Here is a 25,790-nt window from a genome sequence, read left to right on the forward strand (position 1 = left end):
CCAATAGACCCAGAGTTGAAAAACAGATAACGTCCGGCGCTGGGTCGGACAACAAACAAACAATTAGGTTAGGTTATGAAACAGTTAGACACCAAGTTGATGCACCCTGCCGAACAGATCAAGGTGATCATCGGCCGCATCTATCGCAGTGGCATGACGACCACCTCGGGCGGAAACGTCTCGATCATGGACGACAACGGCGATATGTGGATCACCCCGAGTGCGATCGACAAGGGATCGCTCACCGAACGGGACATCATCTGCGTGAAAGCGGACGGTACGATCGTCGGTCCGCACAAACCCTCGTCGGAGTATCCGTTCCACAAGGCGATCTACCAGATGCGCCCGGGAATGCGCTCGGTTATCCACGCGCACCCGCCCGCACTCGTATCGTTCAGCATCACACACCAGATTCCCAATACCAACATTATCCCGCAGGCGCGCCGTATTTGCGGCAAGATCGGGTTTGCCCCTTACGCATGTCCCGGCAGCCAGGAACTGGGCCAGAAGATCGCAGCCGAGTTCCGCAACCACCCCGACTACAAAGCGGTGATCATGGAGAACCACGGCGTCGTGTTGTGCGGGGAAGACCTCATGGACGCTTACCAGCGTTTCGAGACCCTCGAGCTGTGCGCCCGTACCGAACTGAACGCCAAAGTGCTCGGCAATCCGACCTACCTGACCGATGAACAAATCGGCCAGCACGAAGCTTCACTGCCCACCGATTATCCGCACTTCATGGGTGTCACTTACCCGTCGGACGAGCGCGCCATCCGCACCGACATTTGTCGCATCGTGCGTCGTTCGTGCGACCAGGGACTGATGATCAGTACTTACGGTACCGTATCGGTACGCTGGAGAGGCAACGATTTCCTGATCACCCCCCCGGGCGTGCCCCGCTGGGACATCGAACCTGAAAATATCGTGCAGGTGAAAAACGGCATGGTCGAGGCCGGCAAAATCCCGAGCCGCTCGGTCGCGATGCACCAGGCCATCTACCAGAGCAACCCGCACATCGACTCGATCATCCTGACGCAGTCGCCCGCGCTGATGGGTTTCTGCACCTCGGGCGTGAAGTTCGACGTGCGCACGATCCCCGAGAGCTGGATCCAGCTGCAGGATGTACCCATCGTACCGTTCGGCCTCCAGTACGAAGACCCGATGGCGATTCCCGAAATGACCAAAAAGCATCCGTGCCTGTTATTGGCGAACGACTCGGTACTGATCACGGGCAAGAAGCTGATCGACACGTTCGACCATTTGGAAGTCGCCGAATTCAGCGCTAAATCTTTGATTATGGCCGCCCCGATCGGCAAACTCAAACCGATCAACGACAAAGAGATCGAAGAACTGCGGATCGCTTTCCACGTAGGCGAATAAGTCTCACAAAAAATCAAAGCCCTGCCTGCGGAAACCCGGTAAAACGGACGTACCGGGCCGGGCTTTTTCAAACTCTCTACCGGAACGATGAAACTAATTCTCAGTCCGTGGCACTCCCCGGTGCGGAATTGCGCACTGGAAGAATATATGGTAACAGAACGTCATGACGACGTTCTGTTATTGTATCGGAATACTCCGTCGGTAATTCTCGGGCGCAACCAGACCGTTGCCGCCGAAATAGACGGGGATTTCTGCCGTGCGCACGGAATTGAAGTTGTGCGGCGCCTGTCGGGCGGCGGAGCCGTTTACCACGACCTGGGGAACATCAACTATGCGTTCGTCTCGAACAAAGAGGCCTCACCGGTACTGGACCGCGACTTCCTGAGGCCGGTCGTAACCCTCCTGCAGGTCTTGGGCGTCGAAGCAACAGCGGGCAAACGGAAGGAACTGCTGGCCGGAGGCCGTAAGATTTCGGGTACTGCCTCGCACGTCACACGCAACCGCCAGCTTTTCCACGGCACACTGCTACACCGGACCGACCTGCACATGCTCGAACAGGCCCTGCGCGGCGACCGCACGGCGCGAGGCAAAGGCGTGGCCTCGGTACCCAGTCCCGTCGCCAACATCGCCGAACTGCTGCATAGCGATGAAACGACGGAAGCCTTCCTGGAACGGTTCGGCGCGCTGCTGCTGCAATATTACGGATTGAGCGGTTACTCCCCCATCTCACCGAATGAAACGGAAAGAATCGCTCAAATCGAGCGAATCCGACGTATGAAACAGCAGGCGGATAACCACGGAGAATGATCGATTCCCGTGTCATGTTTTCCGGTCCGACACAGATAGATTAATTGCAGACCTATTTTTTTCGGTAAATGCGCATATTACCCACGGGATACACCGATACCTGTTGAAATTCCGGTTATAGGTCGTCATATATCAAATTCACTACTACTAATTTGAGAGAGAACTTTGAACGTTTGACCGAATAAGTGCTTCCGCAAAATACCGGCACAAAAAAGGCTTCCCGCAGGAAGCCCTTTTCGCTTGCATAGATGCGTCCGTAAAACATGAGAGGAACGTCGCTTATGCCGTTTTTATTCTATTATTGGATATTTTTACGCCATGTAAAACAGTTCGGGGAGCGGAATCGAAACGGGCGAGTTATCCGGATTGGTCTCCATGATATCGGCCATATAATCCCACCATTTCTGCACGATCGGGGTCGGTCCCAGATCCTGCGAGGTTTGCTCGCCTTCGATTTTCTGCACGGCAAACAGAATATTCGTCTCCTTGTCCCAGAAGATCGAATAGTCGTATACGCCGGAATCTTTCAACATCTTGACCAGTTCGGGCCAGATTTCGTTGTGGCGTTTCTGGTACTCGGCCTCGCAACCGGGTTTCAGTTTCATTTTGAATGCACTTCTTTGCATGGTAGTATCTCTTTTAGGTTAAGTTAAAACAGCGACGGGAAGAAAACCGAGAAGATCAGCAGCAGCAGGCCGCAGCACAGCACCACGATCGTTTTGCCCCGACTGCCTTTCCACTCCTTGAGAACGATTCCCCAGAAGTTGCTGAAAACGATGTTCAGCGACATGAGGATGCTCCAACTGAACGCCATCAGTATCGCATTGCCGGAGATAAAGCTCTGGCCCATGCCCAGGAACAGGAACTGCATGTACCACAGCGACCCGCCCAACAGCGAGAAGAGCAGGTTACGCACCAGCACGGAGCTGCCTACAGTGCGGAACTCCTTCAGCGATTTATTCTTGCTGAACAGGTAGATGCAGTAAACGAAGTTGGTCAGGAAACCGCCGAACATCACGAAAATGTGCACCGGGCTGAACGACAGCAGCGCCGAGCATCCATTGGCGATCGCCGCATCGGCGATAGGCTGGCCGGCGGCCAGGCCGTAAGCCATGCAGGCGCTCATCAGACCGGCGAAAATCGCAATGATCAGCCCCTTCTTCAACGCGAATTCCTTGACTGCGGCTTTCTTTTCCTCCTCGGTCAGTCCCTTGTCACGCAGCGATCCGGCATAGCCGATTACCGCGATACCGGCCAGCGAGATAGCCACACCGACCAACATCGCCCAACCGCCGGGAGTGGTAAAGAGGTTCTGCCCGGCCACGATCGGCGGAATCACCGTACCGAATGCGGCACAGAATCCGGCAGAGATCGACTGTCCGAGCGAAATACCCAGATAGCGCATGCTGAGGCCCCAGGTAAGACCGCCGATGCCCCACAGCGCACCGAACAGAACGGCCAGGAACATGGATTTGGCAGGAGCGGCCGTCAGTACCGTTCCCAATGCGGAAAAAGGTACGGCATAAAGTGTGAAGGCCCACGGCAGGATGATCCACGACACGATGCCCTGGCAAATCCAGTAAGTCTCCCACGACCAGTTTTTAATCTTGTTGATGGGAGCGTAATAGCTCGACCCGGCAAACGACCCGATGGTCATCAGCAAGATTCCGATAAGTAGGTTATCCATAAGTTTTCAGTTAGTTTAGGTAGCCTTGTTGTAAGACAGGACGAAAGCGTTGATCCGTCCGGACAACGCTTTCGACCATTCTTGGTATATGTCCGATAAGAGGAACTAACGCTTCGAGGTTACCTCTTTTTCGTACTGCTCGATCGTAGCGATGTAATCCTCTGCTGCCGGAGCGTTGTTTTTCAGGCAGAAGTAGTCGTACACGGCTGCCCACGGCATGCTCTTCGACTCTTCGAGCAGTGCGAGGCGCTGGAAGAAGCGGCCCGACGACTCGTAATCGCGCAGTTGCTTGATCGGAGAGAGCAGCGCCTGCAGGAAGGCTTTCTGCGTCGCGCGGCTGCCGATTACATAGGCACCGATGCGGTTGATCGAAGCGTCGAAATAGTCGAGGCCGATGTTTACCTTGTTCAGCGCGTCGGCCCATACGATCTCCTGCGCCAGCATCTGTACGCTGTCGTTGAGAATAACCACATGGTCGCTGTCCCAACGTACCGGACGGCTCACATGCAACAGGATCTCGGGCGTGAAGAGCAACATCGCCGAAATTTTATCATAGGTCTCTTCGGTCGGATGGAAGTGGCCCATGTCGAGGGTAGCCATGATTCCGTTTTTCACCGCATACCCCATGTAGAATTCGTGCGAACCCACGGTAAAGCTCTCGAGGCCGGTACCGAACAGTTTGCATTCGACGGCATCCTTCACGTTCGGGCATTTCGTAGCGAAAATCTTATCCAGCGAATCTTTCAGCAGCGAACGGTAGAGGTAACGGTCCACGGTCAGGTCCTTGGAACCGTCGTGAATCCACAGGTTGTGGCACGCTTTGTCGTTCAACTGGCGACCCATCTCGTCGGCGATTTTACGGCTGCGGATCGTATGCTCGATCCAGAAATCGCGAACGGCTTTGTCGCGGCTCGACAGCGACTGGTCGCCGCTGAGCGGATGCGAGAAGCTGGTGCTGTTGAAATCGAGCTTCATGTCGTTGGCTTTCGCCCAGTCGATCCAGCTCTGGAAATGTTTCGGCTCGATCTCGTTGCGGTCCACCTTCTTGCCGCCGAAATCGCCGTAGATGGCATGGATGCTCAGGCGGTGCGAACCGGGGATCAGGCTCTTGGCCTTCTCGATATCCTTGCGTACCTCCTCGATATTACGGGCCTTGCCGGGATAGTTACCGGTAGCCTGGATACCGCCCGAAAGTTGGCCGTCCGGGTTTTCGAAACCGGTTACGTCATCCGTCTGCCAGCAGTGCAGCGAGAGGGAGATATTCTGCAATTTCTTCAGTGCCTCGTCGGTATCGATCCCGATCTGTGCATAGCGCTCTTTGGCGGCCTCGTAAGCCTTGATGATCTGTGCTTCTTTCATAGTCAGTTTTATGGTTGATTTTTATTGAGCAATTCCTGTGTAACCAATACCGGAATGTCCGGAGAGGGATAAAACTGCCCTCCTCCGCCGGAACTCACGGTTCCGTATCCGCGCCGACATCCGGTCGCGTCCGCCCCTGCTGCGGGGCTATTTCAACAAATGTTTGATCTTGTAATAAGCCTCGTTCCACGCAGCGGTATCCTGCGGCGTGAAAGTCTCGGTCTCGACCACCTTGGCGATCATATCGCGCATCTGCTGCAACGAACCGACACATCCTGCGGCGCGCGCCTGCAACATGATGTTGCCGATGGCCGTCGCTTCCGACGGGCCGGCCACTACCGGAATACCGATGGCATTGGCGGTAAACTGGTCGAGCAACCGGTTTTTCGAACCTCCGCCGATGATGTGAAGCTTTTCGATCGGGAACGGGGCCAGCACGCGGAACTTCTCGAGGATATCTTTATACTTGAGCGCCAGCGATTCGAAGATGCAGCGGATCAGTTCGGCATGCGTCTGCGGCACGGGCTGCCCGCTCGCCGCACAATAGTTGCGGATCGCAGCCGCCATGCTGGGCGGATTCGCGAAAGAGGGATCGTCCGGGTCGATGAACGAGCGGAACGGGGTCGCCTCCCCGGCCATTTTCACGATCTCCGGGTAGGAATATTCGGCACCTTCCTTTTTCCACTCCTTGATGCATTGTTCCAGAATCCACATCCCGGTGATATTCTTCAGCAGACGCGTGGTTCCCTCGACTCCGCCTTCGTTCGTGATGTTCAGCGCGGCGGTCTCGTCGGTAATCACCGGGTCTTTCACCTCAATGCCCATCAGCGACCAGGTGCCGGAACTCAGGTACGCGAACTTTTCATCGGAAGCGGGCACGGCGGCTACGGCCGAAGCGGTATCGTGACCGGCCACGGCCACCACCGGAACCTTATCGAGCCCCGTCTCTGCGGCCAATGCATCGGTCAGCGTACCGACCACGGTACCCGTAGGCACCACTTCGCCGAACAGCGAACCCTTGACGCCCATCTTTTCGAGCAACTTCGCCTCCATCTTCTTGGTTCGCGGATTGAGTATCTGGGATGTCGAAGCGATCGTGTATTCGGTCGCCATCTTGCCGGTAAGCATATAACTCAGCGCATCGGGCATGAACAGCGCACGGACGGCGGCTTTCAGCGGCGACGAATGGTCGCGCTGCATCGCGTAGAGCTGGTACAGGCTGTTGAAATTCATCACCTGAATACCGGTGAGGTCGTAGACCTCCTTGCGCGGCATGACCTTTGCAAAATATTCCTCGGGAGCCCCCGTGGTATGCAGGTCTCGGTATGCCAGGGGCATGCCCAGGATTTGGCCGTCTTCACCGATCAACGCGAAGTCGACGCCCCACGTGTCGATACCGATCGACGTGATTTTCGCCCCCTCCTTCGCACAGGCGATCATCCCGGCCTTGAGGTGTTCGTAGAGCGAAAAGATATTCCAGTAATAGTGTCCGCCCAGTTCAAGAATCTGGTTCGGGAAACGGGTCAGCTCCTTCATCTGCAATTTGCCGTCGCGAAGCGTGCCCAGAATCGAGCGGCCGCTGGTCGCTCCCAGGTCAAAAGCCAAAAACGAGATTTGTTCCATCGGTTCAGTCAGATTTATGCCGCCTGCAAGGAGTTCGCGATACGGAAATACCCCGCAACAACGGACCTGTAGTTTTTCAGTTCACACCTTCTGGCCCGATCGTCTCCAATGCCTTCCGGGACAAGTGATCCCGCGCGATAAACGGATTCGCCGGAACGCCCTCCGGCAACGCAAAAAGCGAATACGGGCCTGCTTCAACCGCCTTCCACTACTCTCGGAAGCGGTTGAAGCAGAACAAATATACCACATTATTTGGAACCGCCACCTGCAAATTGTGATATTCTCCCTGTAATTTTTGGGCAAAATCACCGATTCGCTTCGTCCGGATTGAGGGCAAGGCCCCGCAACTCCGCATACCGCCGGAAACCGCCCCCGCGCAACTCCATAAGCCCGCACGCCTCCACGGAACCGATGTCCATGCTTCAACGAACGATTTTCACCCCTTTGGGTGCCGAAATTTTCGATTTCACCGTACCGTCCCCCTGCCGTTCGTGCCTCACCGAGATCACGCCGTACGGCGTCGGAAAAGTACCTTCGGCCCATTGCAGGCCGCCCAGGTGAGGCCGTACGCGCACCGCTTTGCAACCCGGTTCGACGATCGAAATCCCGAGCACATGCTCGCTCAGCCACGCTGTCGGCCCCGAAGCCCAGCCGTGGCAGAAGCTGTGGCGGAAACCTTTGTAGCAGAAATCCCCGTAACTGCGGTGCACATCGACTTTGCCTTCCGGCACCAGTTCGTCGATACGTGCGGCATTGTCGAGCCATTTGATATCGAAGTCCTCCCAGAAAGTGGTCGCACCCAGATCGAGCATCGCACCCCAATAGGTGTCGATATTGTCGATCGCACCGGCATAATCGCCCGCTTTGGCCTTCGCCTGCAGCATATAATAGCCGTAAAAAGTCGAGAATCCTTCCACCCCGCCCTTTTTAAGCACCTCTTCGTTCACCTGCCGGGCAGGCACAAGGCCGGCCAAAGCGGCCAGCGCCGCAGACTGTTTGGTCGTGGCGTAATCAGGCGTCACCTTACGCATCCGCTCCGCCGCCGACGAACATTTGGCAGCCAACGCCGTATCGCCCAGCGCACCGGCCATCCGGATCCCGGCATCGAAAGTCATCAGCAACAGCGCATGCAATCCGGCATCGACAGCCTTCCGGTCGCGACTGGTCGGCCAGTCGAGGAAGCGGCCCGCACCGGTCATGTGCTCATGCCCCTGCCCATCGACCATGCCGGCCGCCATATCGAACAGCGCATTCATATAAGACTGCTGCTCGCGCAGGTAGTCGAGGTCTCCGGTATACATATAATAATCGTGATGGATCAAAGCCCACCAGAGCGAATAGGCGCAAATACCGTTCATCCAACCCGGCAGCGGCGTCTGGTCGCGGGCCTGGTCGAGCGTCTTTTTCATCACCTCGTTGTCGCCGAAAACCGCCAGCATCGTACAGAGCTCCGGATGTGCATCGCCCATCCAAACGAGCCGGTCGCGCTTGATCCCGTCCCACAGGTAATCCTGCATATTGAGGTGTACGGTATAAGCTCCCGTCATCCAAATGCTGTCGAGGCGCGTATCGCTCGAGCGGAACGAGCCCAGGTAAGGAATATCCCGGTAGGTAAATTTAGCGCGAATCTCCTGTACGGGTACCACCACATCGTCTTCCAACAGGTCGATCCGCACGAAACGGAATCCCGAATTGCCGGTTTCGCTCACACCGTACCACGGCAGGTACATCACATAGTCGCGCATCGCATGGTCGTTCGTCGCACCGCTTTCGGGCGTGATCTCGCACATCGCCTCGCTGGCCGACTCGCCCAGCCGGACGCGCACTCTGGCCGGCTTGTGCCCCGTAATGCCTGCTGTCACGATCTGAACGCCACCCTGTATCTCCCGTCCGAAATCGAGCAGCAGCGACGGGCGCCTGCCCTCGCGGCTCGTCATCACGCAGTGCGGATAAGGCGCATTGATCATCTGCCCCTTGCCCTTGGCGAGCAGATGGTCCGCTCCCTCGACCAGCTCTTCGTTTTGAATCCACATGACCCGGACAGGCGAAAGATAAGTCGTCGTCCGCAGATCGGCCTGGGATTTTTCGACCGCCTCCGCAGGAAAAACGGGGGGCAGGGCCGCACACACGGGCACAGCAAATAACAATAACAGGGATAGCAGAATAGGTTTCATTCGTCGGTTGATTTTAATTTCTTAAATTTCTCAGTCGGGCAGCCGGTATTTCTGAATCCGAAGTGATCCGAACGAGGTTAACGAAGCGGAATGCCCGTTATTTACTTTCTTCCCGCCCCGCAACGGTACGCGCACGGAGATTCGCGGATGTTCCTCCGCACGGCTATTTCACATGTGACTAAGGTTCGCCAGCAGTCTACCGGGCAGCAGCAAAGGTCAATTCGAAAACATGTTTGCCGGAACCGACATCGGGCACCTTGACAAATCCGTTCTCGGCCTTTACGCCCGGCAACGACTTCCCGTCCATCGTCAGCGTAAAACGTCCCTGCGAATAGAGCGGCAGATAGACATCGCCCACCATATTGACCGGCATCGCCACTTCGAGCACGAACCGCCCCGGTGCGTTGTCGAAAGAGACGCCGACATCGCCGCGGATCGTCGGCATCGTAATCGAAGCCGTACGCAGCGGACCCGGCTGCGGCTTAATGCGGGCGCGGCGGAATCCCGGCTCGACGGGTTCGATTCCCATCAGTTTCCGGGGAATGACATTGGCCGGCACCGCACCCCAGATGTGATTCCAATCCTGATTGTACTTGAAAAGGATGTCCCATGCCTCCATCGTAATCGTAGAACCGGCGCGAATCATGTTGTACCAACTCCGCAAATCGGTCGCGGTCAGCAGTTTGAACGCCGCATCGGCCTTACCCGTATCGTAGAGCGCATCGAGCAGGAACTGTGCCGCGTAAACGCTGCAATCCATCCCGCGCGAAACGAGATAATCGGCGATACGGGGCTGGTACTGCGGCGGCACGAGCGAAAATACGATCGGGAACATATTGCTGTAAACCGAGACATGGTCGGTACCGATTCCGTCGCGGTAAAGCCCGCTTTTTTTATCGAAAAAATACTTATTGATGCTCGCTGCCGTACGGGCGGCCTGCGATGCATACGCCGCCGAGTCGGCCTTTTTCCCCATAGCTCCCGCCAGTTTGCCCATCAACTCGAGGCTGGCATAGTGGAACACGTTGGGACTGATATTTTTCGGCATGAAGGTAAACTCGCCGCGGGGCCAGTCGACGATGTCGTCCAGTTTCTGGTTCTGCGGCAGGCGGATCGAATCGCGCAGTGCGGAATCGACCTTCGGATTATTCAGCACGACAATCAGTCCGTCCTCTTCCTCAAGCGCCGACAGCGTTTTGTTCTTCAGCAACGAGTAATTGGCCTCAGCCGAACGGATATCGCCCGTGTAGAGATAATCGTACCAGGCGATCAGCACCGACTGCAAAATCCATTCGGTCGGCCAGGTGGCATGGTTAAGCAGGTACTCGTGCGAACGGCGTGCAAGGGTAAACTCACGGTCGACCGAGTAGTGGCACAATTGGTTGAGCAGAGCGTCGGCCTCATAGGGAATGCGTTCGCGGTCCCCGTCGACATAAATCCCGGCGAAAGAGGTCGCCTTCACCGAATAGCGGCACAGTTCCCACACCCGATTCAGCACGGTATCGGAACTGGTAAAATGCACTGCAAAGTCATTGAACGGATAATGTACCGTCTGCCGTTCGATGTCGGCAGGAGCGATATCGTGCTTGTATCCTTCGATCTCGAGGTAGCGGAACGGCAGCACCTCGCCGACGTATTCCGGCATCGGAACGGCCAACGGCGGCGTGTTGCGCGTGTTGCGCGTATCGGGCATGATTTTGATCCGGTAAGTATGGCGCCCCGGCAATAGCGCAAGTTTGTGTTCACGGTAGCGGATCGTTCCGTCTGGCTTGCGGTCAAGCCGTCCGTCACGCAACGCCTCGCCGATACGGACAATGATCGTATCGGCCTGCTGCGCATCGAGGGTCAGCACCAACTGTCCGAACGAAGCGCGGCCGAAATCGACGGCCAGATCGCCGCCCGGCAACCGTTCGACCGATACGGGGCGTTCGTCGCTTTTGACCTGCGGATAATAGGCCGTTTTGTAGTCATAAAGCGTATCGGCCGTGCGGAAGGCCCGGATTTCGGACCAGTCCTGCTGCGCATTGTTGTTGTCGGTGCGCACTTTCCAGTAATAGACAGTATTGGGTTTGAGCGGCTCGCCGTCGTAAATCACCGTAGTGGAGTTGTCGTTGTTTTCGAAGCGTGCGTTCCACATATCGCTCCGGTACCGGCTCAGTTGTTCGCGGCTCGTGCCGACCTGTATTTGTGCGAAAGTCTGCTTGACATCCGGGCGCACGTCATTGAGCATCCAGCTGAACATCGGGCGCCGGTTGTAAATCAGCGCCATCTGCACCGGCTCGATCGACCGGGCGGCCTCTTCGAGGGTCATCTGCGTAGGATAGCCGTTGATCCACACCCGGTCGGTGTGCTCGATCAGGTCGGTCATCAGCCCGGTGGGCGGGGCGGCGGTCAGCGCCGCAGGGGCGCACATCAGGCCCAGCAGACAGGCGCGGGCGAGCAGCAAAAGTCGGGTCATCGGTTTCCGGTTTTTAGTTCGGTTAGTCTACAAAATAACGCATCATTCGGCAAACATGCAAATCCTTTCCTCCGATTCGAAAAGATCCGCAAGGGGTTGCCGGTCTCTCCCTCCCATCGCTTCGGCCCATTGTCCAACCGCAAAACAAAAATTCCGGCACGATGCTCCCGGTTATACGCAGGAGTTTCGGAAATTATCGATACCTTTAGCATCCGGTATCTTGATATCGTTTTCAGTCCCGTCAATATACCGAATGAATACACCGACACCAGATAAAACGACAATATTTAAAATCAGACAGCATGAAAAATCTGTTCAGCGTACAAGACAAGGTAATCGTCATCACCGGAGCCGCCGGTGTACTCGGCACCTCGATGGTGCACCATTTTGCGGAACAGGGCGCCAAAGTGGTGATCCTCGACCGTAACGAAGAGGCGGGCCGCAGACTGGAAGAGGAGGTAAAGGCCGAAGGCGGCGAAGTCATGTTCCTTTACACCGATGTGCTCGACAAGCAGGTACTCGAAGGCAACTACACCGAGATTATGGCCCGCTACGGCCGGATCGACGTGCTGATCAACGGAGCGGGCGGCAACATGGCCGGTGCGACGATCGCCCCCGACAAGACGATTTTCGACCTCGACATCGAAGCCGTCCGCAAGGTCGTCGACCTGAACCTGTTCGGGATTATCCTGCCGACCATGACCTTCACCCGGGCGATGATCGAGCAGAAGCAGGGATCGATCATCAACATCTCGTCGGAATCGGCGATCCGGCCGCTTACGCGCGTGGCCGGGTACGGCGTGGCGAAAGCCGCGGTGACGAATTTTACCAAATACATGTGCGGCGAACTGGCCACCAAATACGGCGACGGACTGCGGGTAAACGCCATCGCGCCCGGCTTCTTCATCACGGAGCAGAACCGGACGCTATTGCTGAACCCGGACGGAAGTTATACCGAACGGTCGAAAACGATCCTCGCGCACACGCCTTACGGCCGTTTCGGCGAACCTTCGGAGCTGCTCGGCACGCTGCAATGGCTCGCGAGCGACGCATCGAAATTCGTTTCGGGCACGATGACCGTGATCGACGGCGGTTTCGACGCCTTCTCGATCTGATCGGCCCGGGACACCATTCCGCACGGCGCGAATCCGGGCAACACGACAACCCCAAAACCATTAGGGATATGCCGCGGACTGCCGCGCAAATCCATTAACCTCAGCAAATAATCCGTTATGACATACCTATGCAAACAATCGTGGCGCTGGTACGGCCCCAATGATCCGGTAAGCCTCGCCGACATCCGCCAGGCGGGTGCGACCGACGTAGTGACAGCACTCCACCATATTCCCAACGGGGAGGTATGGACGGTCGAAGAGATCGCAAAGCGCAAAAAAGAGGTAGCCGACGCCGGGCTCACCTGGAGCGTTGTCGAGAGCGTGCCGGTACACGAGCACATCAAAACGCAAACGGGCGATTTCCAACGCTACATCGACAACTACAAGCAGAGCATCCGCAACCTTGCCCGGTGCGGCATTTACTGCATCACCTACAACTTCATGCCGGTACTGGACTGGACGCGTACCGACCTGGCCTACACGATGCCGGACGGATCGAAGGCGCTGCGTTTCGAACGGGCGGCTTTCATGGCTTTCGACCTGTTCATCCTCAAGCGTCCCGGTGCTGAGAAAGAGTATTCGGACATGGACAAAGGAAAGGCACTGGGCCGCTATTCCGAAATGAGCGATGCAGACAAAGAGCTGCTCACCCGCAACATGATCGCAGGGCTGCCCGGCTCAGAGGAGAGTTTTACGGTAGCGCAGTTCCAGGAGGCGCTCGACCGCTACAAGGATATCGACGCCGAAAAGCTGCGGGCCAACCTGATCCATTTCCTTAGAGAGATCGCTCCGGTAGCCGATGAAGTGGGAGCCGAACTGGTGATCCACCCCGACGACCCGCCCTACCCGATCCTGGGACTGCCGCGGATTCTGAGCACCGCCGACGATTTCCGCAAACTAATCGCCGCCGTACCCAATAAGTCCAACGGACTGTGCCTCTGCACCGGTTCGTTCGGCGTGCGTTCGGACAACGAACTGGCCGCGATGATGGAGGAGTTCGGCGACCGGGTCGGTTTCGTGCACCTGCGCAGCACACAGCGCGACGCAGAAGGCAATTTCTTCGAGGCGAACCACCTCGAAGGCGATGTAGACATGTACGGCGTGATGAAAGCGCTGCTCGCACTTCAGCAACGGCGGCAAACCTCAATCCCGGTACGGCCCGATCACGGCCACCAAATGATCGACGACCTGAAGAAAAAGACCAATCCGGGTTACTCCTGCATCGGGCGGCTCAGGGGCCTCGCCGAACTGCGCGGACTCGAAATGGGCATCGCCCGAAGCCTATACGGGAAATAACAAAAGAGTCATCGCATACAGGCTACAGAACCGCCGGGCGAATTCGGAACTCAAATCGTATCCGAATCCGCCCGGCTTCTTCATCCGGGGCATCCATCCGAAAAGATAAATTGTTATCTTTGCAACCTCTGTCAGACAATCGAACCAATCAAAATTTTTCACAGCATATGGGCGGATTCTTCGGAACCATCAAAAAAACATCGTGCGTAACCGACCTGTTTTACGGGATCGACTACAATTCGCACATGGGTACCAAGCGCGCAGGTATGGCAACGCTCAACGACGGCGTCTACACCCGTGCGATCCACAACATCGCCAACTCCTATTTCCGCACGAAATTCGAGCCGGAACTACCCACTTTCGCCGGTTATTCGGGAATTGGCGTAATCAGCGATACAGACGCACAACCGATCATCGTGAACTGCCACCTGGGCAAATTCGCCATCGTAACGGTGGCCAAGATCACCAACCTGCCCACGCTCGAGCGGGAACTGCTGGCCAAAGGCAACCATTTTTGCGAGCACAGCAACGGCATCACGAACCAATCCGAACTCGTCTCGATGCTGATCGCCGAAGGCAAGACCTTCACCGAAGGCATCGAAAACGTTTTCCGCCAGATCAAAGGCTCCTGCTCGATGCTGATCCTCACCGAAAGCGGCATCATCGCCGCACGCGACAAATACGGCCGCACGCCGATCGTCATCGGCAAGGGCAGCGACGGTTACGCCATCTCTTCCGAAAGCTGCGCATTCCCAAACCTCGGTTACGAAACCGACTATTTCATCGGGCCGGGCGAGATCGTGCTGGTCACCGCCGACAGTATCACGCAACTGCGCAAACCGGGCGACAAGATGCAAATCTGTTCGTTCCTGTGGGTGTATTACGGCTATCCGGTTTGCGAATACGAGGGTCGCAACGTCGACCAGATGCGTTACGACTGCGGGGTAGAGATGGGCAAAAGCGACAAGACCGAAGCCGATTTCGTCTCGGGTATTCCCGACTCGGGCATCGGCATGGCGCTGGGTTATGCCGCCGGCAAACGCATTCCTTACAAGCGCGGTATCGTCAAATATACGCCGACCTGGCCCCGCAGCTTCACACCGCCCAACCAACAGATGCGCGAACTGGTCGCCAAAATGAAACTGATCCCGAACAAAACGTTACTGCGCGGCCAGCGTGTAGTTTTCTGCGACGATTCGATCGTACGCGGCACGCAGCTCCGCGACCACGTGGCCGAACTGTACGACTACGGAGCCAAAGAGATACACATCCGCATCAGCTGCCCGCCGTTGATCTATCCGTGCAAGTTCCTCAACTTCACCGCCTCGAAATCGGAAATGGAGCTGATTACGCGCCGGATGATCCAGAAAATGGAGGGCGACGCGAATAAGAACCTCGAACTGTACGCGACCACCGGTTCCAAACAATATTGCGACCTGGTCGAGAGCATCCGCCAGCAGATGAATGTCAATTCCCTGAAATTCAATCCGCTCGAAACCCTTGTCAAAGCAATAGGATTGCCGAAGGAATGCATTTGCACGCATTGTTTCGACGGCAGCAGCTACGAATAGCCGTACGGACGATGGACGGATTCAGGCCCCCTGCCGGCCACACCGGTTTTCTGGCAAAACAACTCTTTGCCGGAGACGGCTCTGAACATTCTTTCGGCGAAATTATCGGCGGGACGATCGCTTACCTCGAACCGGGCGGTGGAGGGCCAACGCAAATGCACACCCATCCGCTGACCACTTGTTCATCGTGGTCAGCGGCCGGGCACGTGTGGAAACCCCGGCCGGGACGCAAACCGTCGGAGCGAATGAATCGTTGTTGGTCGAAGGCCCCGTTCCGCATTCGGTCTGGAACGACACCGATTCGACGACTGTGATGTTCGGCATTTCCGTTCATCCGGCCAGCTACTCCGAACGCATGCCCCGGGCCGAATCCGCCGGTCAGGCGGAATCTGCGAAACCAGCCGGGCCCACTGACTGCACGGAACCCATGAAATCTACCGAGGATATGTAATCTTCCGGGCCGGAATAGCCGCACCGGACACGGTAAGTTCCCAAACCACAGCCTAAACTACTCTGCCATGACTGCACCCGCCCCCACCCTTTCGACAACCCGCCGTCCCCATATCGTCTGGCTCGACGTGATGCGGTTGGTCGCTATCCTGATGGTCGTGATCTGCCACTGCACCGACCCGCTCAACGCTTCGGCCGAAGCCCGCAGCAATCCTGACATCGGCTTTTGGGGCGCAGTATGGGGAGCCGCGGTCCGTGCCTGCGTCCCGCTGTTCGTAATGATCACCGGAGCGCTGCTGCTACCGGTCCGCCAAGAGGCCGGAGCCTTCTATAAAAAACGCATACCGCGCGTTCTGTGGCCATTTTTGATCTGGTCGGTATTATTTAACCTCGCTCCGTGGTTCATCCAGTGGGTCGGCGGTTCATCCGCCCTGGTAACCGACTTTTTCCCGTATGCACCCGATCCGTCGGCCTCGCTCTCAGACGCGCTGCGGGACGTCGCCATGATTCCGCTCGCCTTTACCGTCTACGCCACCCCGATGTGGTATATCTACCTGTTGGTCGGACTTTACCTCTACATGCCGATCTTTTCAGCATGGGTAACCGCAGCTTCCGACAAGTCGAAGCGGCTGTTCCTCTATCTGTGGGGTATTTCGCTGCTGCTCCCTTACGCGACCTATTTCATCTCGCCCAATCTGCTGGGCGTTTGCTCGTGGAACGGCTTCGGTACTTTCTATTATTTCGCCGGATTCAACGGCTACCTGCTACTGGGTCATATGTTGAGCAAAGGCAACGACTGGCCGACAGGGAAAATCGCCCTGCTGACCGTTCCGATGTTCAGTATCGGCTTCCTGATCACGTTCAAAGGCTTCCGTTTCATGACTGCCGATCCGAACCTGACCGAAGCGGGTTTCGAACTCTTTTTCACCTACTGTTCGATTAATGTCGTGATGATGACCGCGGCCGTCTTCCTGCTCGTGCAAAAAGCGCGCATACACTCGCCGCGGATCGTCGCCATGCTCGCAAACCTGACCAAATGCGGGCTGGGCATCTACCTGGCCCACTATTTCTTTATCGGTCCGGCCTATCTGGCGACCGTAGCGCTGGGGCTCCCCGCAGCGCTACGGGTGCCGGTAGCCGCAGCGATCGTTTTCAGCTGCACCTGGACACTCATCTTCCTGATTTACAAACTACCCAAAGCAAAATATATCGTCGGGTAAACATTATCGGACAACAGGCACATATCGTTTTCCCGACAGAGTCTCTGTCGCCAGACAATTATGCTGTCCACCTAAATACAAGCCAATCCCTGCAACAAACAAAACAACGTAAAAAGGGGACAGGCTGATGCCTGTCCCCTTTTTACACAGTGTCCGCCGGAGCGGATCACCATTAATAGTTGTGCTTCATCGGCTCGAAGTAAGCCTGGGGATGCGCACAGGCCGGGCAGCTCTCGGGAGCGGTCTTGCCCTTGTGTACGTAGCCGCAGTTGCGGCACTGCCACTCGATCTCCTCCTCACGCGAGAATACGTTGCCGGCCTCGACATGGGCCAGCAGCTTGCGGTAACGGATTTCGTGCTGTTCCTCGACGGTAGCGATATTGCGGAACACGGCGGCAATCACCGGGAACCCTTCCTCTTCGGCCACTTTGGCGAACGTCGGGTAAAGTTCGCTCCACTCCTCGTTCTCTCCGGCTGCAGCCTCGATCAGGTTCTCCATCGTCGTGCCGATTTTACCTGCGGGATAACTGGCGGTAATCTCCAACATGCCGCCCTCGAGGAATTTGAAGAAACGTTCTGCATGTTCCTTCTCCTGGTCGGCAGTCTCGGCAAATACGCCTGCGATCTGTTCGAATCCTTCCTTCTTGGCCTTGCTGGCAAAGAAAGTATAGCGGGTGCGCGCCTGCGACTCGCCAGCAAACGATTTCAAAAGGTTCTGTTCGGTTTTGGTTCCCTTTACACTTTTTCCCATTTCTCAAGTTTTTTAGTTGGTTGGACAGCGGTTCGTTCCTTTTCTTCTCTTCCATACAAAGAAAACGGGTTTGCGGCGAATTCGCAAATTATTCCAATAGTTAATTGCGATCCCCCAATAAAAATATCTGATACCCCGCAGACGTTATTATACTGCCTCTTCAGTAGAAAAATACGGCCCCGTGTTTGTAGCATACGGTGAAAAAAGGTATCTTTGACCACATTTGAGACCATTATGAGCGATACGATCAAACACGAATGCGGCATCGCGTTCGTCCGGCTGCTCAAGCCGCTGGATTTCTACCTGAAGAAGTACGGCACTCCGTTTTACGGACTCAACAAGATGCAGATCCTGATGGAGAAGCAGCACAACCGGGGACAGGACGGGGCCGGACTGGCCAACATCAAACTCTTCCCCAAACCGGGCCACGTTTACATCAACCGGATCCGTTCGAACGACGACACCCCGATCAAGGAGATATTCCAACGCATATACGACCGGATCGAACATGCCGTCGCTGCCGATCCGTCGAGACTCAATAATCCGGCATGGCTTAAGGAACATGTCGAATTCACCGGCGAAGTGTTCCTCGGCCACCTGCGTTACGGCACCTTCGGCAAAAACGACATCGAGAACGTGCATCCCGTCTCGCGCGAAAACAACTGGATGACACGCAGTCTCGTATTGGCGGGCAATTTCAACCTCACGAACATCGACGAATTGTACGAACGGCTGATCGACCTGGGACAGTACCCGCCCGCGAAAACCGACACCGTGACGATCCTCGAGCGCATCGGCCACTTCCTCGACCGCGAAAATGAGGATAAATACCGCTATTTCAAAGATAAGGGCTATTCCAAACGCGAGATCACCGACCTGCTGGCGCGCCACATCGACCTCAAGGAAATCCTGTCACTGGCCGCACGCCGCTGGGACGGCGGCTATGTGATGGCCGGCATGATCGGCCACGGCGACGCATTCGTGATGCGCGACCCGTGCGGCATCCGCCCGGCTTATTACTATCGGGACGACGAGGTGGTCGTGGCCGCATCGGAGCGCGCCGTAATCCAAACCACCTTCAATGTCCCGTACGAAAACGTGCAGGAGCTTGCGCCGGGCCATGCACTGCTGGTGCGCCGAGACGGGGATGTGTCCGACGAACGTTTCATCGCACCGCAGGAAGTTCGCCCCTGCTCGTTCGAACGCATCTATTTCTCGCGAGGCAGCGACCAGGACATCTACCGGGAACGCAAAAGATTGGGGCGGTTATTGGTACCGCAAATTTTGAAAAGCATCGACGGCGACATCGAAAACACGGTCTTTTCCTACATCCCGAACACAGCCGAAAGCGCCTTTTTCGGACTCGTCGAAGGACTCGACGCCCATTGCGCCGAAACACGGGTGCAAAAAATCATGGCCGGACGCGACACGCTGACCGAAGAGCGGCTGCATAAAATCCTTCATTACAAACCCCGCATCGAAAAGATCGCGATCAAGGATGTCAAAATGCGCACGTTTATCACGCAGGACGACGAACGCGACGACCTGGTGGCCCATGTATACGACGTCACCTACGGCACCATCCGCCCGGATGCGGACAACCTCGTGATACTCGACGATTCGATCGTGCGGGGCACCACGCTGCGCCGCAGCATCATCCGCATCCTCGACCGGCTCAGACCCAAAAAGATCGTCGTCTGCTCGTCGGCGCCTCAGATCCGCTATCCGGACTGCTACGGCATCGACATGTCGCGGTTGGGCGACTTCGTCGCATTCCGCGCAGCGATAGAACTGCTCAAGGAGCACGGCATGCATGATGTAATCGATGACGTGTACCGGAAAGCCAAGATCCAGATGGGCCTCGAACGAAGCGAAGCGGTCAACTGCGTCAAGAAAATTTACGAACCGTTTACCGACGAAGAGATTTCGTCCAAGATCGCGCAGATAGTCACCGCCCCGGACATTCACGCCGGAATCGAGGTGATCTATCAGAGCGTCGAAAACCTGCACCAAGCTATTCCCCACCACAACGGAGACTGGTATTTCACGGGCGACTACCCGACTCCCGGCGGCAACGTCGTGGCGAACAAGGCCTTCATCAATTTCTACGAAAACCGGAACGAACGGGCTTATTAACCCCGACAATCCGGCCCTGTAAACAGGCTTCGCACGGGGACACCCGACACAGGCACGCTGACACAAATCGGACTGTACTTTCTGCGGAATTTTAAAATTCAAGGATATGGCTCACGCATCTTTCAAAAAGATATTCCCGTTGTTCCTGTTGCTGCTGACCGTCACATGGCCTTCCCGGGCACAGGACGACTCGAACCCCGTACATTGGGGTACCGCGGTCGAAAAGACGGGCGACGGGATATACGATATCCGCTTTACGGCCCGGATCGACTCGCCGTGGCACATGTACGACATGGGCCCTTACGACGACGGCCCCAACGCCACTGCTTTCACGTTCACCCCGAACGGCAACTATACGCTGGTCGGCAAAACACGCCAGGAGAGCAAACCGTCCAAAAAATTCGACCCGCTGTTCGACATGGAGATCGGCACTTTCGCCGGGCGTGCCGTATTCGTGCAGCAGGTGAAGCTGGTTCCCCCGGCCGGGGGTGCCCGGATCGCCGTCAACATCGAATGGATGGCCTGCGACGAGACAAGCTGCCTGCCGCCGGCAGACCGGGACTTCACCGTTACGATAGGCGATCCTTCGGCCAAAACCGCAGTTCCGGCTCCGTCAGCACCGGCCAGTCCGTCCGGAAACAACAATCCGGGCCTGAGCAACCTTCCCTCCGCTTCGACTGCCGGGACAACAGCCTCAGCGACAACTCCGGAAGAGTCAACTCCTGAGACTACCTCCGGCACAACGACCGCAAATGCCACCACCGACACGGCATCGGCCGAAATCAACGCCGCCACAACCGAAGGAGGATCACTCTGGAGCGCCATTATCGAGGCTATCCTGTGGGGATTCGCGGCACTGCTCACCCCGTGCGTCTTCCCGATGGTGCCGATGACGGTTTCCTTCTTCCTGAAAGGCAGCGAGAACAAGGCACGCGGACGGTTGATGGCCTCGCTTTACGGTCTTTGCATCATCCTGCTCTATACTCTGCCGATTGCAGTAATTATCCTTATTACGCGAATCGTGGGCGGCGACACCGTTACGGCCGATATTTTCAACTGGCTCGCGACACACTGGATTCCGAACGTTATCTTCTTCCTCGTTTTCATGATCTTCGCCGCATCGTTTTTCGGGGCGTTCGAGATTACGATGCCGAGTTGGCTCGTGAACAAAAGCGACAGCAAAGCCGACAAAGGCGGGATCGTCGGCGTCTTTTTCATGGCACTGACCCTCGTGCTGGTATCGTTCTCATGCACAGGGCCGATAGTCGGTTCGGTGCTGATCAAGTCCACCTCGGGCGAAGTATGGGCGCCTGTGATCACCATGTTCGCCTTTTCAGCGGCTTTCGCACTACCGTTCACGCTTTTTGCACTCTTTCCGTCGTTGCTGAAAAACCTGCCCAAAAGCGGAGGCTGGCTTAACTCGGTCAAAGTGGTACTGGGCTTCCTGGAACTTGCACTCGGACTCAAATTCCTCAGTGTCGCAGACCAGACCTACCACTGGGGCATCCTCGACCGGGAAATCTACCTGGCGCTCTGGATCGTGATCTTCTCCCTATTGGGCCTCTATTTGCTGGGCAAACTGCGTTTTGCGCACGACAGCGAGACCAAAACGATCGGCGTACCGCGCCTGCTGCTTTCGATCATTACCTTTGCATTCGTCGTCTACATGCTTCCAGGCATGTGGGGCGCACCGCTCAAAGGGCTCTCGGGCTACCTGCCACCGATCCATACCCAGGATTTCGTAACCGGTGCGGAAGCACCAGCCGCCGCATCGACACCTTCGCTGGATCTGGCGCGACCGCCCAAACACAGCGATTTCCTAAGCCTGCCGCACGGATTGCAAGGTTTCTTCGACTATGACGAAGCGATGGCCTACGCCCGTAAAGTAAACAAGCCGCTGTTCGTCGACTACACGGGGCACGGTTGCGTCAACTGCCGCGAAATGGAAGCGAGGGTGTGGGCCGATCCGGAAGTATTGACCTTGCTCCGCAACGATTTCGTCATTGTCGCGCTTTATTCCGACGACAAAAAGGAGTTGCCGCAGGACGAATGGGTCACGACCGAAACGGGTAAGGTACTCAAAAGCCTCGGCAAAATCAACGCGCACTTCGCGCACAAACAGTTCGGCATTAACTCCCAACCCTACTACATGATTCTCAACGATGAGGGAAAACAACTTGTTCCCGGACGCGGCTACAACCTCAACATCCCCGAATTCGTACAATTCCTCAAAAAAGGAGCGGAGCAGTTCCGCACACAACACAGCGCTCCGGAAACCACGAACTCGTAATTATCAAGCGAAATTACAAAGGCCGCATCAGACGCACCGTAACGACAGTACTCATCGGCCACACTATTGGTAGATTTGCAAAAATGATCTATCTTTGCACGCGGACGAAACGGAGAGGAGTCGCTCCCGGGAAAATCCGCCGTCATCCATAAGGCAGGGCCCATAGCTCAGTTGGTCAGAGCAGCGGACTCATAATCCGAAGGTCGTGGGATCATGCCCCTCTGGGCCCACCGGAAACGCATAAGCAAATTGCTTATGCGTTTTTAATTTTTATCCCTGATCGGTCTTTGACGGACAGCGGGTACACGCAAACAACCGTTTTTATTGCTAGTTTTGTTGTATAAATATTCAATCATGGACAATATTCATCCCAATTCGGCTCGGGCGTGGCTGTTGGCCTCGCGCCCCAAAACATTGGCCGCCGCCGCGACCCCGGTACTGTTGGGATGTGCGCTTGCACAGGCAACCGGTGGATTCGAATGGATACCGGCATTACTCTGCCTGTCGTTCGCTCTGCTGATGCAGATCGATGCGAACCTGATCAACGACCTGTTCGACTATACCAAAGGGAGCGACCGCCAGGACAGGCTAGGCCCGGAACGCGCCTGTGCGCAAGGTTGGATCACCACTGCTGCGATGAAACGGGGTATACTGCTCACCACCCTCGTCGCCTGTGCATTGGGATCGGGATTATTGTTCTATGGCGGCCCGGAACTGATCGCCGTCGGTGCGGTTTGCGTTCTTTTTGCCTTTTTGTACACGGCCGGTCCCTATCCGCTCGCCTATCACGGCTGGGGCGACCTGTTGGTCATTCTCTTTTTCGGCTTCGTCCCGGTAGGCTGCACCTATTACGTAATGTGTCACGGTTGGACGCCGGAAGTGGCGATCGCTTCGCTGTCTTGCGGACTGGCAATCGACACGCTATTGATGGTCAACAACTACCGTGACAGGGAACAAGATGCCCGTAGCGGCAAACAAACGCTGGTCGTCCGTTTCGGGGCAAAGACCGGACATCTTTTATATCTGGGATTGGGAATAAGCGCCTCTCTGCTCTGTCTGTTTTTCATACATTACGGACATTTTTGGGCTGCGCTGCTGCCACAACTCTACCTGCCGCTCCATCTGCTGAGCTGGAAACGCATGGTTGAAATAGACCACGGCCGGGCACTCAACCGCATCCTCGGCCAAACCTCCCGGAATATGCTGCTGTTCGGGATACTTCTCTCCGTCGGTTTGATTCTGTAATACCTACGTCTCCCCATACGAAAAAGCTCCTATTCCCTCCGGAACTCCACAATCAGCTTATAAATATTATATAAAACGATCAACGGAGCGGTAAAAATCCCGACGACCACAGCCGCCAACGCCTTCAGCAACGCATATATCCCCCAGGCTACAAGTGTCCCGGACTCCATACGCAAAGGCATGATCCGGTTCAGCGCCTGCCATCCGCAAACCAGAGCGAGCAGGATATAACCGCTCTCATAAGGCGAATGCCGCACGGTCTCCGAAGACATGAAATCCAGTTCATAACCGATGCAAAACAGTGCCACATACAGGATCACATACTTCAAATAATAAAACAGGCCCTCGGTTTGCCCGGTTCTGTCGCAAGCGGGACAGACAACCGCTTCTCCCGAATATCTAATACATTGGGAACACACTCCCTTACCACACCGGGTGCATCGGGCAACGGCCGGCTCGGTCGGATGATAATAGCAATTCATACCGCACTCGTTAAAAAATGACAGTTGGTATCCGTTTTCTTGAATAAAATTAAGCATAATTTTAAATTCCTGATACTTATCCCCCATGCGAAAACACCGAATATGAAAGAAAACAAATACGACAACGACAAATTCTCCGAGCAATACAGCCGGATGCCCTGCTCGACCGAAGGCCTGAAAGGCGCCGGAGAGTGGCATGCAGGACGAACTGCGGCGTCCGATGATGCCGATCCTGTCTTTCGTTAAAAAATAACACTGCCCGTGATAACGATGGATTGATTTTTGCCCTTGATCCGGTTACACAATCATTCAAACGCAAAATCATCATGGACATCGCACCTTTATTCGCTTTAACCGGCAAAGTGGCCGTCGTCACGGGAGGCGGTAACGGCATCGGACGCGCCAGCGCCCGGATACTGGCACAAGCAGGGGCAGACGTAGTCATCGCAGATATGAAACAAGACGATGCACAACAGGTCGCCGACGAGATTGAGACGACCGGCCGTCGCGCCATAGCCGTCGCATGCAACGTCGGCAAAGAGGAACAACTCCAGAACCTGGTTGAACGGACGCTCGATGTATTCGGCAAACTCAACATCTTGGTCAACAATGTCGGTATCGGCGGCGGCGGGCGCGAGAACCCATTCAAAATAACCCTCGCCGACTTCGAACGTGTGTACGACATCAATGTATTCAGCACATGGCGCCTTTGTCAACTCGCCGTCCCGCACATGAAAGCATCGGGCTACGGATCGATCGTCAATATTTCTTCGATGTCGAGCATCAACTCCAGTCCCGATATGAGCGCTTACGCCTCGTCCAAAGCGGCGATCAACCACATGACCGCCAACCTGGCTTTCGATTTCGCTCCGGAAGTACGTATCAACGCCATCGCACCGGGAGCGATCGAAACGCAAGCGCTCGCATCGGTCCTTACCCCTGAAATCAAAGAACGGATGCTTGCCCGTACCCCGCTCAAACGGCTCGGGAAGGCAGAGGATATTGCCGGGGCAGTCCTGTTCCTCGCGGCCCCCGTTTCGGCCTGGATTACCGGACAGGTGCTTTTCGTCAACGGCGGCGGTAAACAAACCCTGGATTAAACACAGAATCGAAATATAACCACCTATAAAATATACCGCTATGAGCACCTCTATCTCTGGAAGCGACCGACTCGACGCAGAAGAGCGGCGTGAACTGCCTGACAGTGCGTTCGGAATTCCCGAAACACATGAATTCCCAATGCCCGACGCCGCACATGTGCGGGCGGCGGAAGCTTACTTCCGATACGCTCCGGAAAATAAAAAGTCTGAACTTGCCCGGAATATTTTGGCGAAAGCCCGTGAATACGGTGTCAATGTCAAAAGTGAAACGATCCTTTCCTGGGCCCGGCACGAATAGCTCCCGAAAACCATTCCCTCGTCCACGCGATGCACTAGCCCCGCCGAAGCTTTCCGCACAGGCTGTCGCTTCACTGCTACGATTACTCTTTTGACATACGACATACTACCTTTTCCATACATACCTCTCTCCTCACGCTACATTCCGTTGCCACGACCTCCAACTGTATCGTATTAATCTTACTTACCAATTACCACCACACCGCTACGCCCACTATTTCACCAGCCCCTATCCAATCTAAATACACCGCCTGATTCGTTAATGCAGGATATGCCCATCGCACTACCCAAAAGAATACTCTTCTCTTTTCTTCACTCTTTACACCTTTTTCCCAGTCTCTTCTCCGCA

Annotated in this window: 20 protein-coding genes, 1 tRNA gene and 1 pseudogene; 14 read left to right on the forward strand and 8 right to left on the reverse strand. The window is 55.9% G+C overall.

What is annotated here, in order from left to right; translation table 11 throughout:
* Positions 1-75 precede the first annotated feature (75 nt).
* Both NQ495_RS04960 and NQ495_RS04965 read left to right on the forward strand, forming a co-directional pair.
* Positions 76-1,380, forward strand: a complete 1,305-nt coding sequence (locus NQ495_RS04960) for a class II aldolase/adducin family protein (protein ID WP_009134056.1) — start codon at positions 76-78, stop codon at positions 1,378-1,380.
* Positions 1,381-1,467: 87 nt separating this feature from the next.
* The gene (locus NQ495_RS04965; RefSeq protein ID WP_009134055.1) at positions 1,468-2,187 is read left to right on the forward strand and encodes a lipoate--protein ligase family protein; all 720 of its coding nucleotides are present in this window, start codon (positions 1,468-1,470) and stop codon (positions 2,185-2,187) included.
* Between the two features lie 311 nt (positions 2,188-2,498).
* On the opposite strand, the gene rhaM is transcribed toward NQ495_RS04965, so the two are convergent.
* From rhaM to NQ495_RS04995, 6 genes are all read right to left on the reverse strand, one after another.
* The gene (gene rhaM / locus NQ495_RS04970) at positions 2,499-2,813 is read right to left on the reverse strand and encodes an L-rhamnose mutarotase (RefSeq protein ID WP_009134053.1); all 315 of its coding nucleotides are present in this window, start codon (positions 2,811-2,813) and stop codon (positions 2,499-2,501) included.
* Positions 2,814-2,836: 23 nt separating this feature from the next.
* On the reverse strand, positions 2,837-3,874 hold the full coding sequence (locus NQ495_RS04975) for an L-rhamnose/proton symporter RhaT (protein ID WP_009134052.1): 1,038 nt from the start codon (positions 3,872-3,874) through the stop codon (positions 2,837-2,839).
* A gap of 105 nt (positions 3,875-3,979) precedes the next feature.
* A complete protein-coding gene (locus tag NQ495_RS04980) occupies positions 3,980-5,233 on the reverse strand; it encodes an L-rhamnose isomerase (protein ID WP_009134051.1) in 1,254 nt (417 codons plus the stop codon).
* 147 nt (positions 5,234-5,380) lie between these two features.
* Positions 5,381-6,856 (reverse strand): rhamnulokinase, encoded by a 1,476-nt coding sequence (locus NQ495_RS04985; RefSeq protein ID WP_009134050.1) that lies wholly within the window; start codon positions 6,854-6,856, stop codon positions 5,381-5,383.
* Positions 6,857-7,278: 422 nt separating this feature from the next.
* The gene (locus tag NQ495_RS04990) at positions 7,279-9,030 is read right to left on the reverse strand and encodes an alpha-L-rhamnosidase-related protein (protein WP_009134048.1); all 1,752 of its coding nucleotides are present in this window, start codon (positions 9,028-9,030) and stop codon (positions 7,279-7,281) included.
* A 196-nt stretch (positions 9,031-9,226) separates the two neighbouring features.
* Positions 9,227-11,488, reverse strand: a complete 2,262-nt coding sequence (locus NQ495_RS04995) for a family 78 glycoside hydrolase catalytic domain (protein ID WP_009134047.1) — start codon at positions 11,486-11,488, stop codon at positions 9,227-9,229.
* A gap of 302 nt (positions 11,489-11,790) precedes the next feature.
* On the opposite strand from NQ495_RS04995, the gene NQ495_RS05000 reads away from it, so the two are divergent.
* From NQ495_RS05000 to NQ495_RS05020, 5 genes are all read left to right on the forward strand, one after another.
* Positions 11,791-12,603, forward strand: a complete 813-nt coding sequence (locus NQ495_RS05000; protein ID WP_009134046.1) for an SDR family oxidoreductase — start codon at positions 11,791-11,793, stop codon at positions 12,601-12,603.
* Between the two features lie 117 nt (positions 12,604-12,720).
* Positions 12,721-13,899: a mannonate dehydratase gene (gene uxuA / locus NQ495_RS05005; protein ID WP_009134045.1), complete on the forward strand. Its 1,179-nt coding sequence runs from the start codon at positions 12,721-12,723 to the stop codon at positions 13,897-13,899.
* A gap of 167 nt (positions 13,900-14,066) precedes the next feature.
* Positions 14,067-15,470 (forward strand): amidophosphoribosyltransferase, encoded by a 1,404-nt coding sequence (locus tag NQ495_RS05010; RefSeq protein ID WP_009134044.1) that lies wholly within the window; start codon positions 14,067-14,069, stop codon positions 15,468-15,470.
* A 187-nt stretch (positions 15,471-15,657) separates the two neighbouring features.
* Entirely contained in the window at positions 15,658-15,921 is a 264-nt protein-coding gene (locus tag NQ495_RS05015) for a hypothetical protein (RefSeq protein ID WP_232208909.1), read from the forward strand.
* A 67-nt stretch (positions 15,922-15,988) separates the two neighbouring features.
* Positions 15,989-17,140 carry an acyltransferase gene (locus tag NQ495_RS05020; RefSeq protein ID WP_009134042.1) on the forward strand — a complete coding sequence of 384 codons (1,152 nt, stop codon included), beginning with the start codon at positions 15,989-15,991 and terminating at the stop codon, positions 17,138-17,140.
* A 172-nt stretch (positions 17,141-17,312) separates the two neighbouring features.
* Here NQ495_RS05020 and rbr read toward each other — a convergent pair whose 3' ends face one another.
* Positions 17,313-17,891 (reverse strand): rubrerythrin, encoded by a 579-nt coding sequence (rbr, locus tag NQ495_RS05025; protein ID WP_009134041.1) that lies wholly within the window; start codon positions 17,889-17,891, stop codon positions 17,313-17,315.
* A gap of 234 nt (positions 17,892-18,125) precedes the next feature.
* Between rbr and NQ495_RS05030 the strand changes: the two genes are divergently transcribed.
* From NQ495_RS05030 to NQ495_RS05045, 4 genes are all read left to right on the forward strand, one after another.
* Positions 18,126-20,027, forward strand: a complete 1,902-nt coding sequence (locus NQ495_RS05030; protein WP_009134040.1) for an amidophosphoribosyltransferase — start codon at positions 18,126-18,128, stop codon at positions 20,025-20,027.
* Between the two features lie 106 nt (positions 20,028-20,133).
* Complete coding sequence (locus NQ495_RS05035) at positions 20,134-22,317, forward strand: protein-disulfide reductase DsbD family protein (protein WP_009134039.1); 2,184 nt, start codon at positions 20,134-20,136, stop codon at positions 22,315-22,317.
* A gap of 156 nt (positions 22,318-22,473) precedes the next feature.
* Positions 22,474-22,547, forward strand: a tRNA-Ile gene (locus NQ495_RS05040).
* A 124-nt stretch (positions 22,548-22,671) separates the two neighbouring features.
* Positions 22,672-23,562, forward strand: coding sequence for a 1,4-dihydroxy-2-naphthoate polyprenyltransferase (locus NQ495_RS05045; RefSeq protein ID WP_009134038.1), 891 nt, complete (start codon positions 22,672-22,674; stop codon positions 23,560-23,562).
* A 29-nt stretch (positions 23,563-23,591) separates the two neighbouring features.
* Here NQ495_RS05045 and NQ495_RS05050 read toward each other — a convergent pair whose 3' ends face one another.
* Positions 23,592-23,891 carry a hypothetical protein gene (locus tag NQ495_RS05050; RefSeq protein ID WP_147513038.1) on the reverse strand — a complete coding sequence of 100 codons (300 nt, stop codon included), beginning with the start codon at positions 23,889-23,891 and terminating at the stop codon, positions 23,592-23,594.
* 255 nt (positions 23,892-24,146) lie between these two features.
* Between NQ495_RS05050 and NQ495_RS05055 the strand changes: the two are divergent.
* The 3 genes and pseudogenes from NQ495_RS05055 to NQ495_RS05065 all read left to right on the forward strand — a co-directional run.
* A pseudogene (locus tag NQ495_RS05055) lies at positions 24,147-24,242 on the forward strand (class I SAM-dependent methyltransferase); the annotation flags it as partial.
* Between the two features lie 128 nt (positions 24,243-24,370).
* Positions 24,371-25,144 (forward strand): glucose 1-dehydrogenase, encoded by a 774-nt coding sequence (locus NQ495_RS05060; RefSeq protein WP_009134035.1) that lies wholly within the window; start codon positions 24,371-24,373, stop codon positions 25,142-25,144.
* Between the two features lie 40 nt (positions 25,145-25,184).
* Positions 25,185-25,442 carry a DUF6582 domain-containing protein gene (locus tag NQ495_RS05065; protein ID WP_009134034.1) on the forward strand — a complete coding sequence of 86 codons (258 nt, stop codon included), beginning with the start codon at positions 25,185-25,187 and terminating at the stop codon, positions 25,440-25,442.
* Positions 25,443-25,790: the final 348 nt, after the last annotated feature.

It is taken from the genome of Alistipes indistinctus YIT 12060, assembly GCF_025144995.1.
GTDB lineage: Bacteria > Bacteroidota > Bacteroidia > Bacteroidales > Rikenellaceae > Alistipes_A > Alistipes_A indistinctus.

Excerpts from the sequence above, each read along its gene's own strand:
- NQ495_RS04960 (WP_009134056.1), top strand. The coding sequence starts at position 76 with ATGAAACAGTTAGACACCAAGTTGATGCACCCTGCCGAACAGATCAAG.
- NQ495_RS04965 (WP_009134055.1), top strand. The coding sequence starts at position 1,468 with ATGAAACTAATTCTCAGTCCGTGGCACTCCCCGGTGCGGAATTGCGCA.
- rhaM (WP_009134053.1), bottom strand. The coding sequence starts at position 2,813 with ATGCAAAGAAGTGCATTCAAAATGAAACTGAAACCCGGTTGCGAGGCC.
- NQ495_RS04975 (WP_009134052.1), bottom strand. The coding sequence starts at position 3,874 with ATGGATAACCTACTTATCGGAATCTTGCTGATGACCATCGGGTCGTTT.
- NQ495_RS04980 (WP_009134051.1), bottom strand. The coding sequence starts at position 5,233 with ATGAAAGAAGCACAGATCATCAAGGCTTACGAGGCCGCCAAAGAGCGC.
- NQ495_RS04985 (WP_009134050.1), bottom strand. The coding sequence starts at position 6,856 with ATGGAACAAATCTCGTTTTTGGCTTTTGACCTGGGAGCGACCAGCGGC.
- NQ495_RS04990 (WP_009134048.1), bottom strand. The coding sequence starts at position 9,030 with ATGAAACCTATTCTGCTATCCCTGTTATTGTTATTTGCTGTGCCCGTG.
- NQ495_RS04995 (WP_009134047.1), bottom strand. The coding sequence starts at position 11,488 with ATGACCCGACTTTTGCTGCTCGCCCGCGCCTGTCTGCTGGGCCTGATG.
- NQ495_RS05000 (WP_009134046.1), top strand. The coding sequence starts at position 11,791 with ATGAAAAATCTGTTCAGCGTACAAGACAAGGTAATCGTCATCACCGGA.
- uxuA (WP_009134045.1), top strand. The coding sequence starts at position 12,721 with ATGACATACCTATGCAAACAATCGTGGCGCTGGTACGGCCCCAATGAT.
- NQ495_RS05010 (WP_009134044.1), top strand. The coding sequence starts at position 14,067 with ATGGGCGGATTCTTCGGAACCATCAAAAAAACATCGTGCGTAACCGAC.
- NQ495_RS05020 (WP_009134042.1), top strand. The coding sequence starts at position 15,989 with ATGACTGCACCCGCCCCCACCCTTTCGACAACCCGCCGTCCCCATATC.
- rbr (WP_009134041.1), bottom strand. The coding sequence starts at position 17,891 with ATGGGAAAAAGTGTAAAGGGAACCAAAACCGAACAGAACCTTTTGAAA.
- NQ495_RS05030 (WP_009134040.1), top strand. The coding sequence starts at position 18,126 with ATGAGCGATACGATCAAACACGAATGCGGCATCGCGTTCGTCCGGCTG.
- NQ495_RS05035 (WP_009134039.1), top strand. The coding sequence starts at position 20,134 with ATGGCTCACGCATCTTTCAAAAAGATATTCCCGTTGTTCCTGTTGCTG.
- NQ495_RS05045 (WP_009134038.1), top strand. The coding sequence starts at position 22,672 with ATGGACAATATTCATCCCAATTCGGCTCGGGCGTGGCTGTTGGCCTCG.
- NQ495_RS05060 (WP_009134035.1), top strand. The coding sequence starts at position 24,371 with ATGGACATCGCACCTTTATTCGCTTTAACCGGCAAAGTGGCCGTCGTC.
- NQ495_RS05065 (WP_009134034.1), top strand. The coding sequence starts at position 25,185 with ATGAGCACCTCTATCTCTGGAAGCGACCGACTCGACGCAGAAGAGCGG.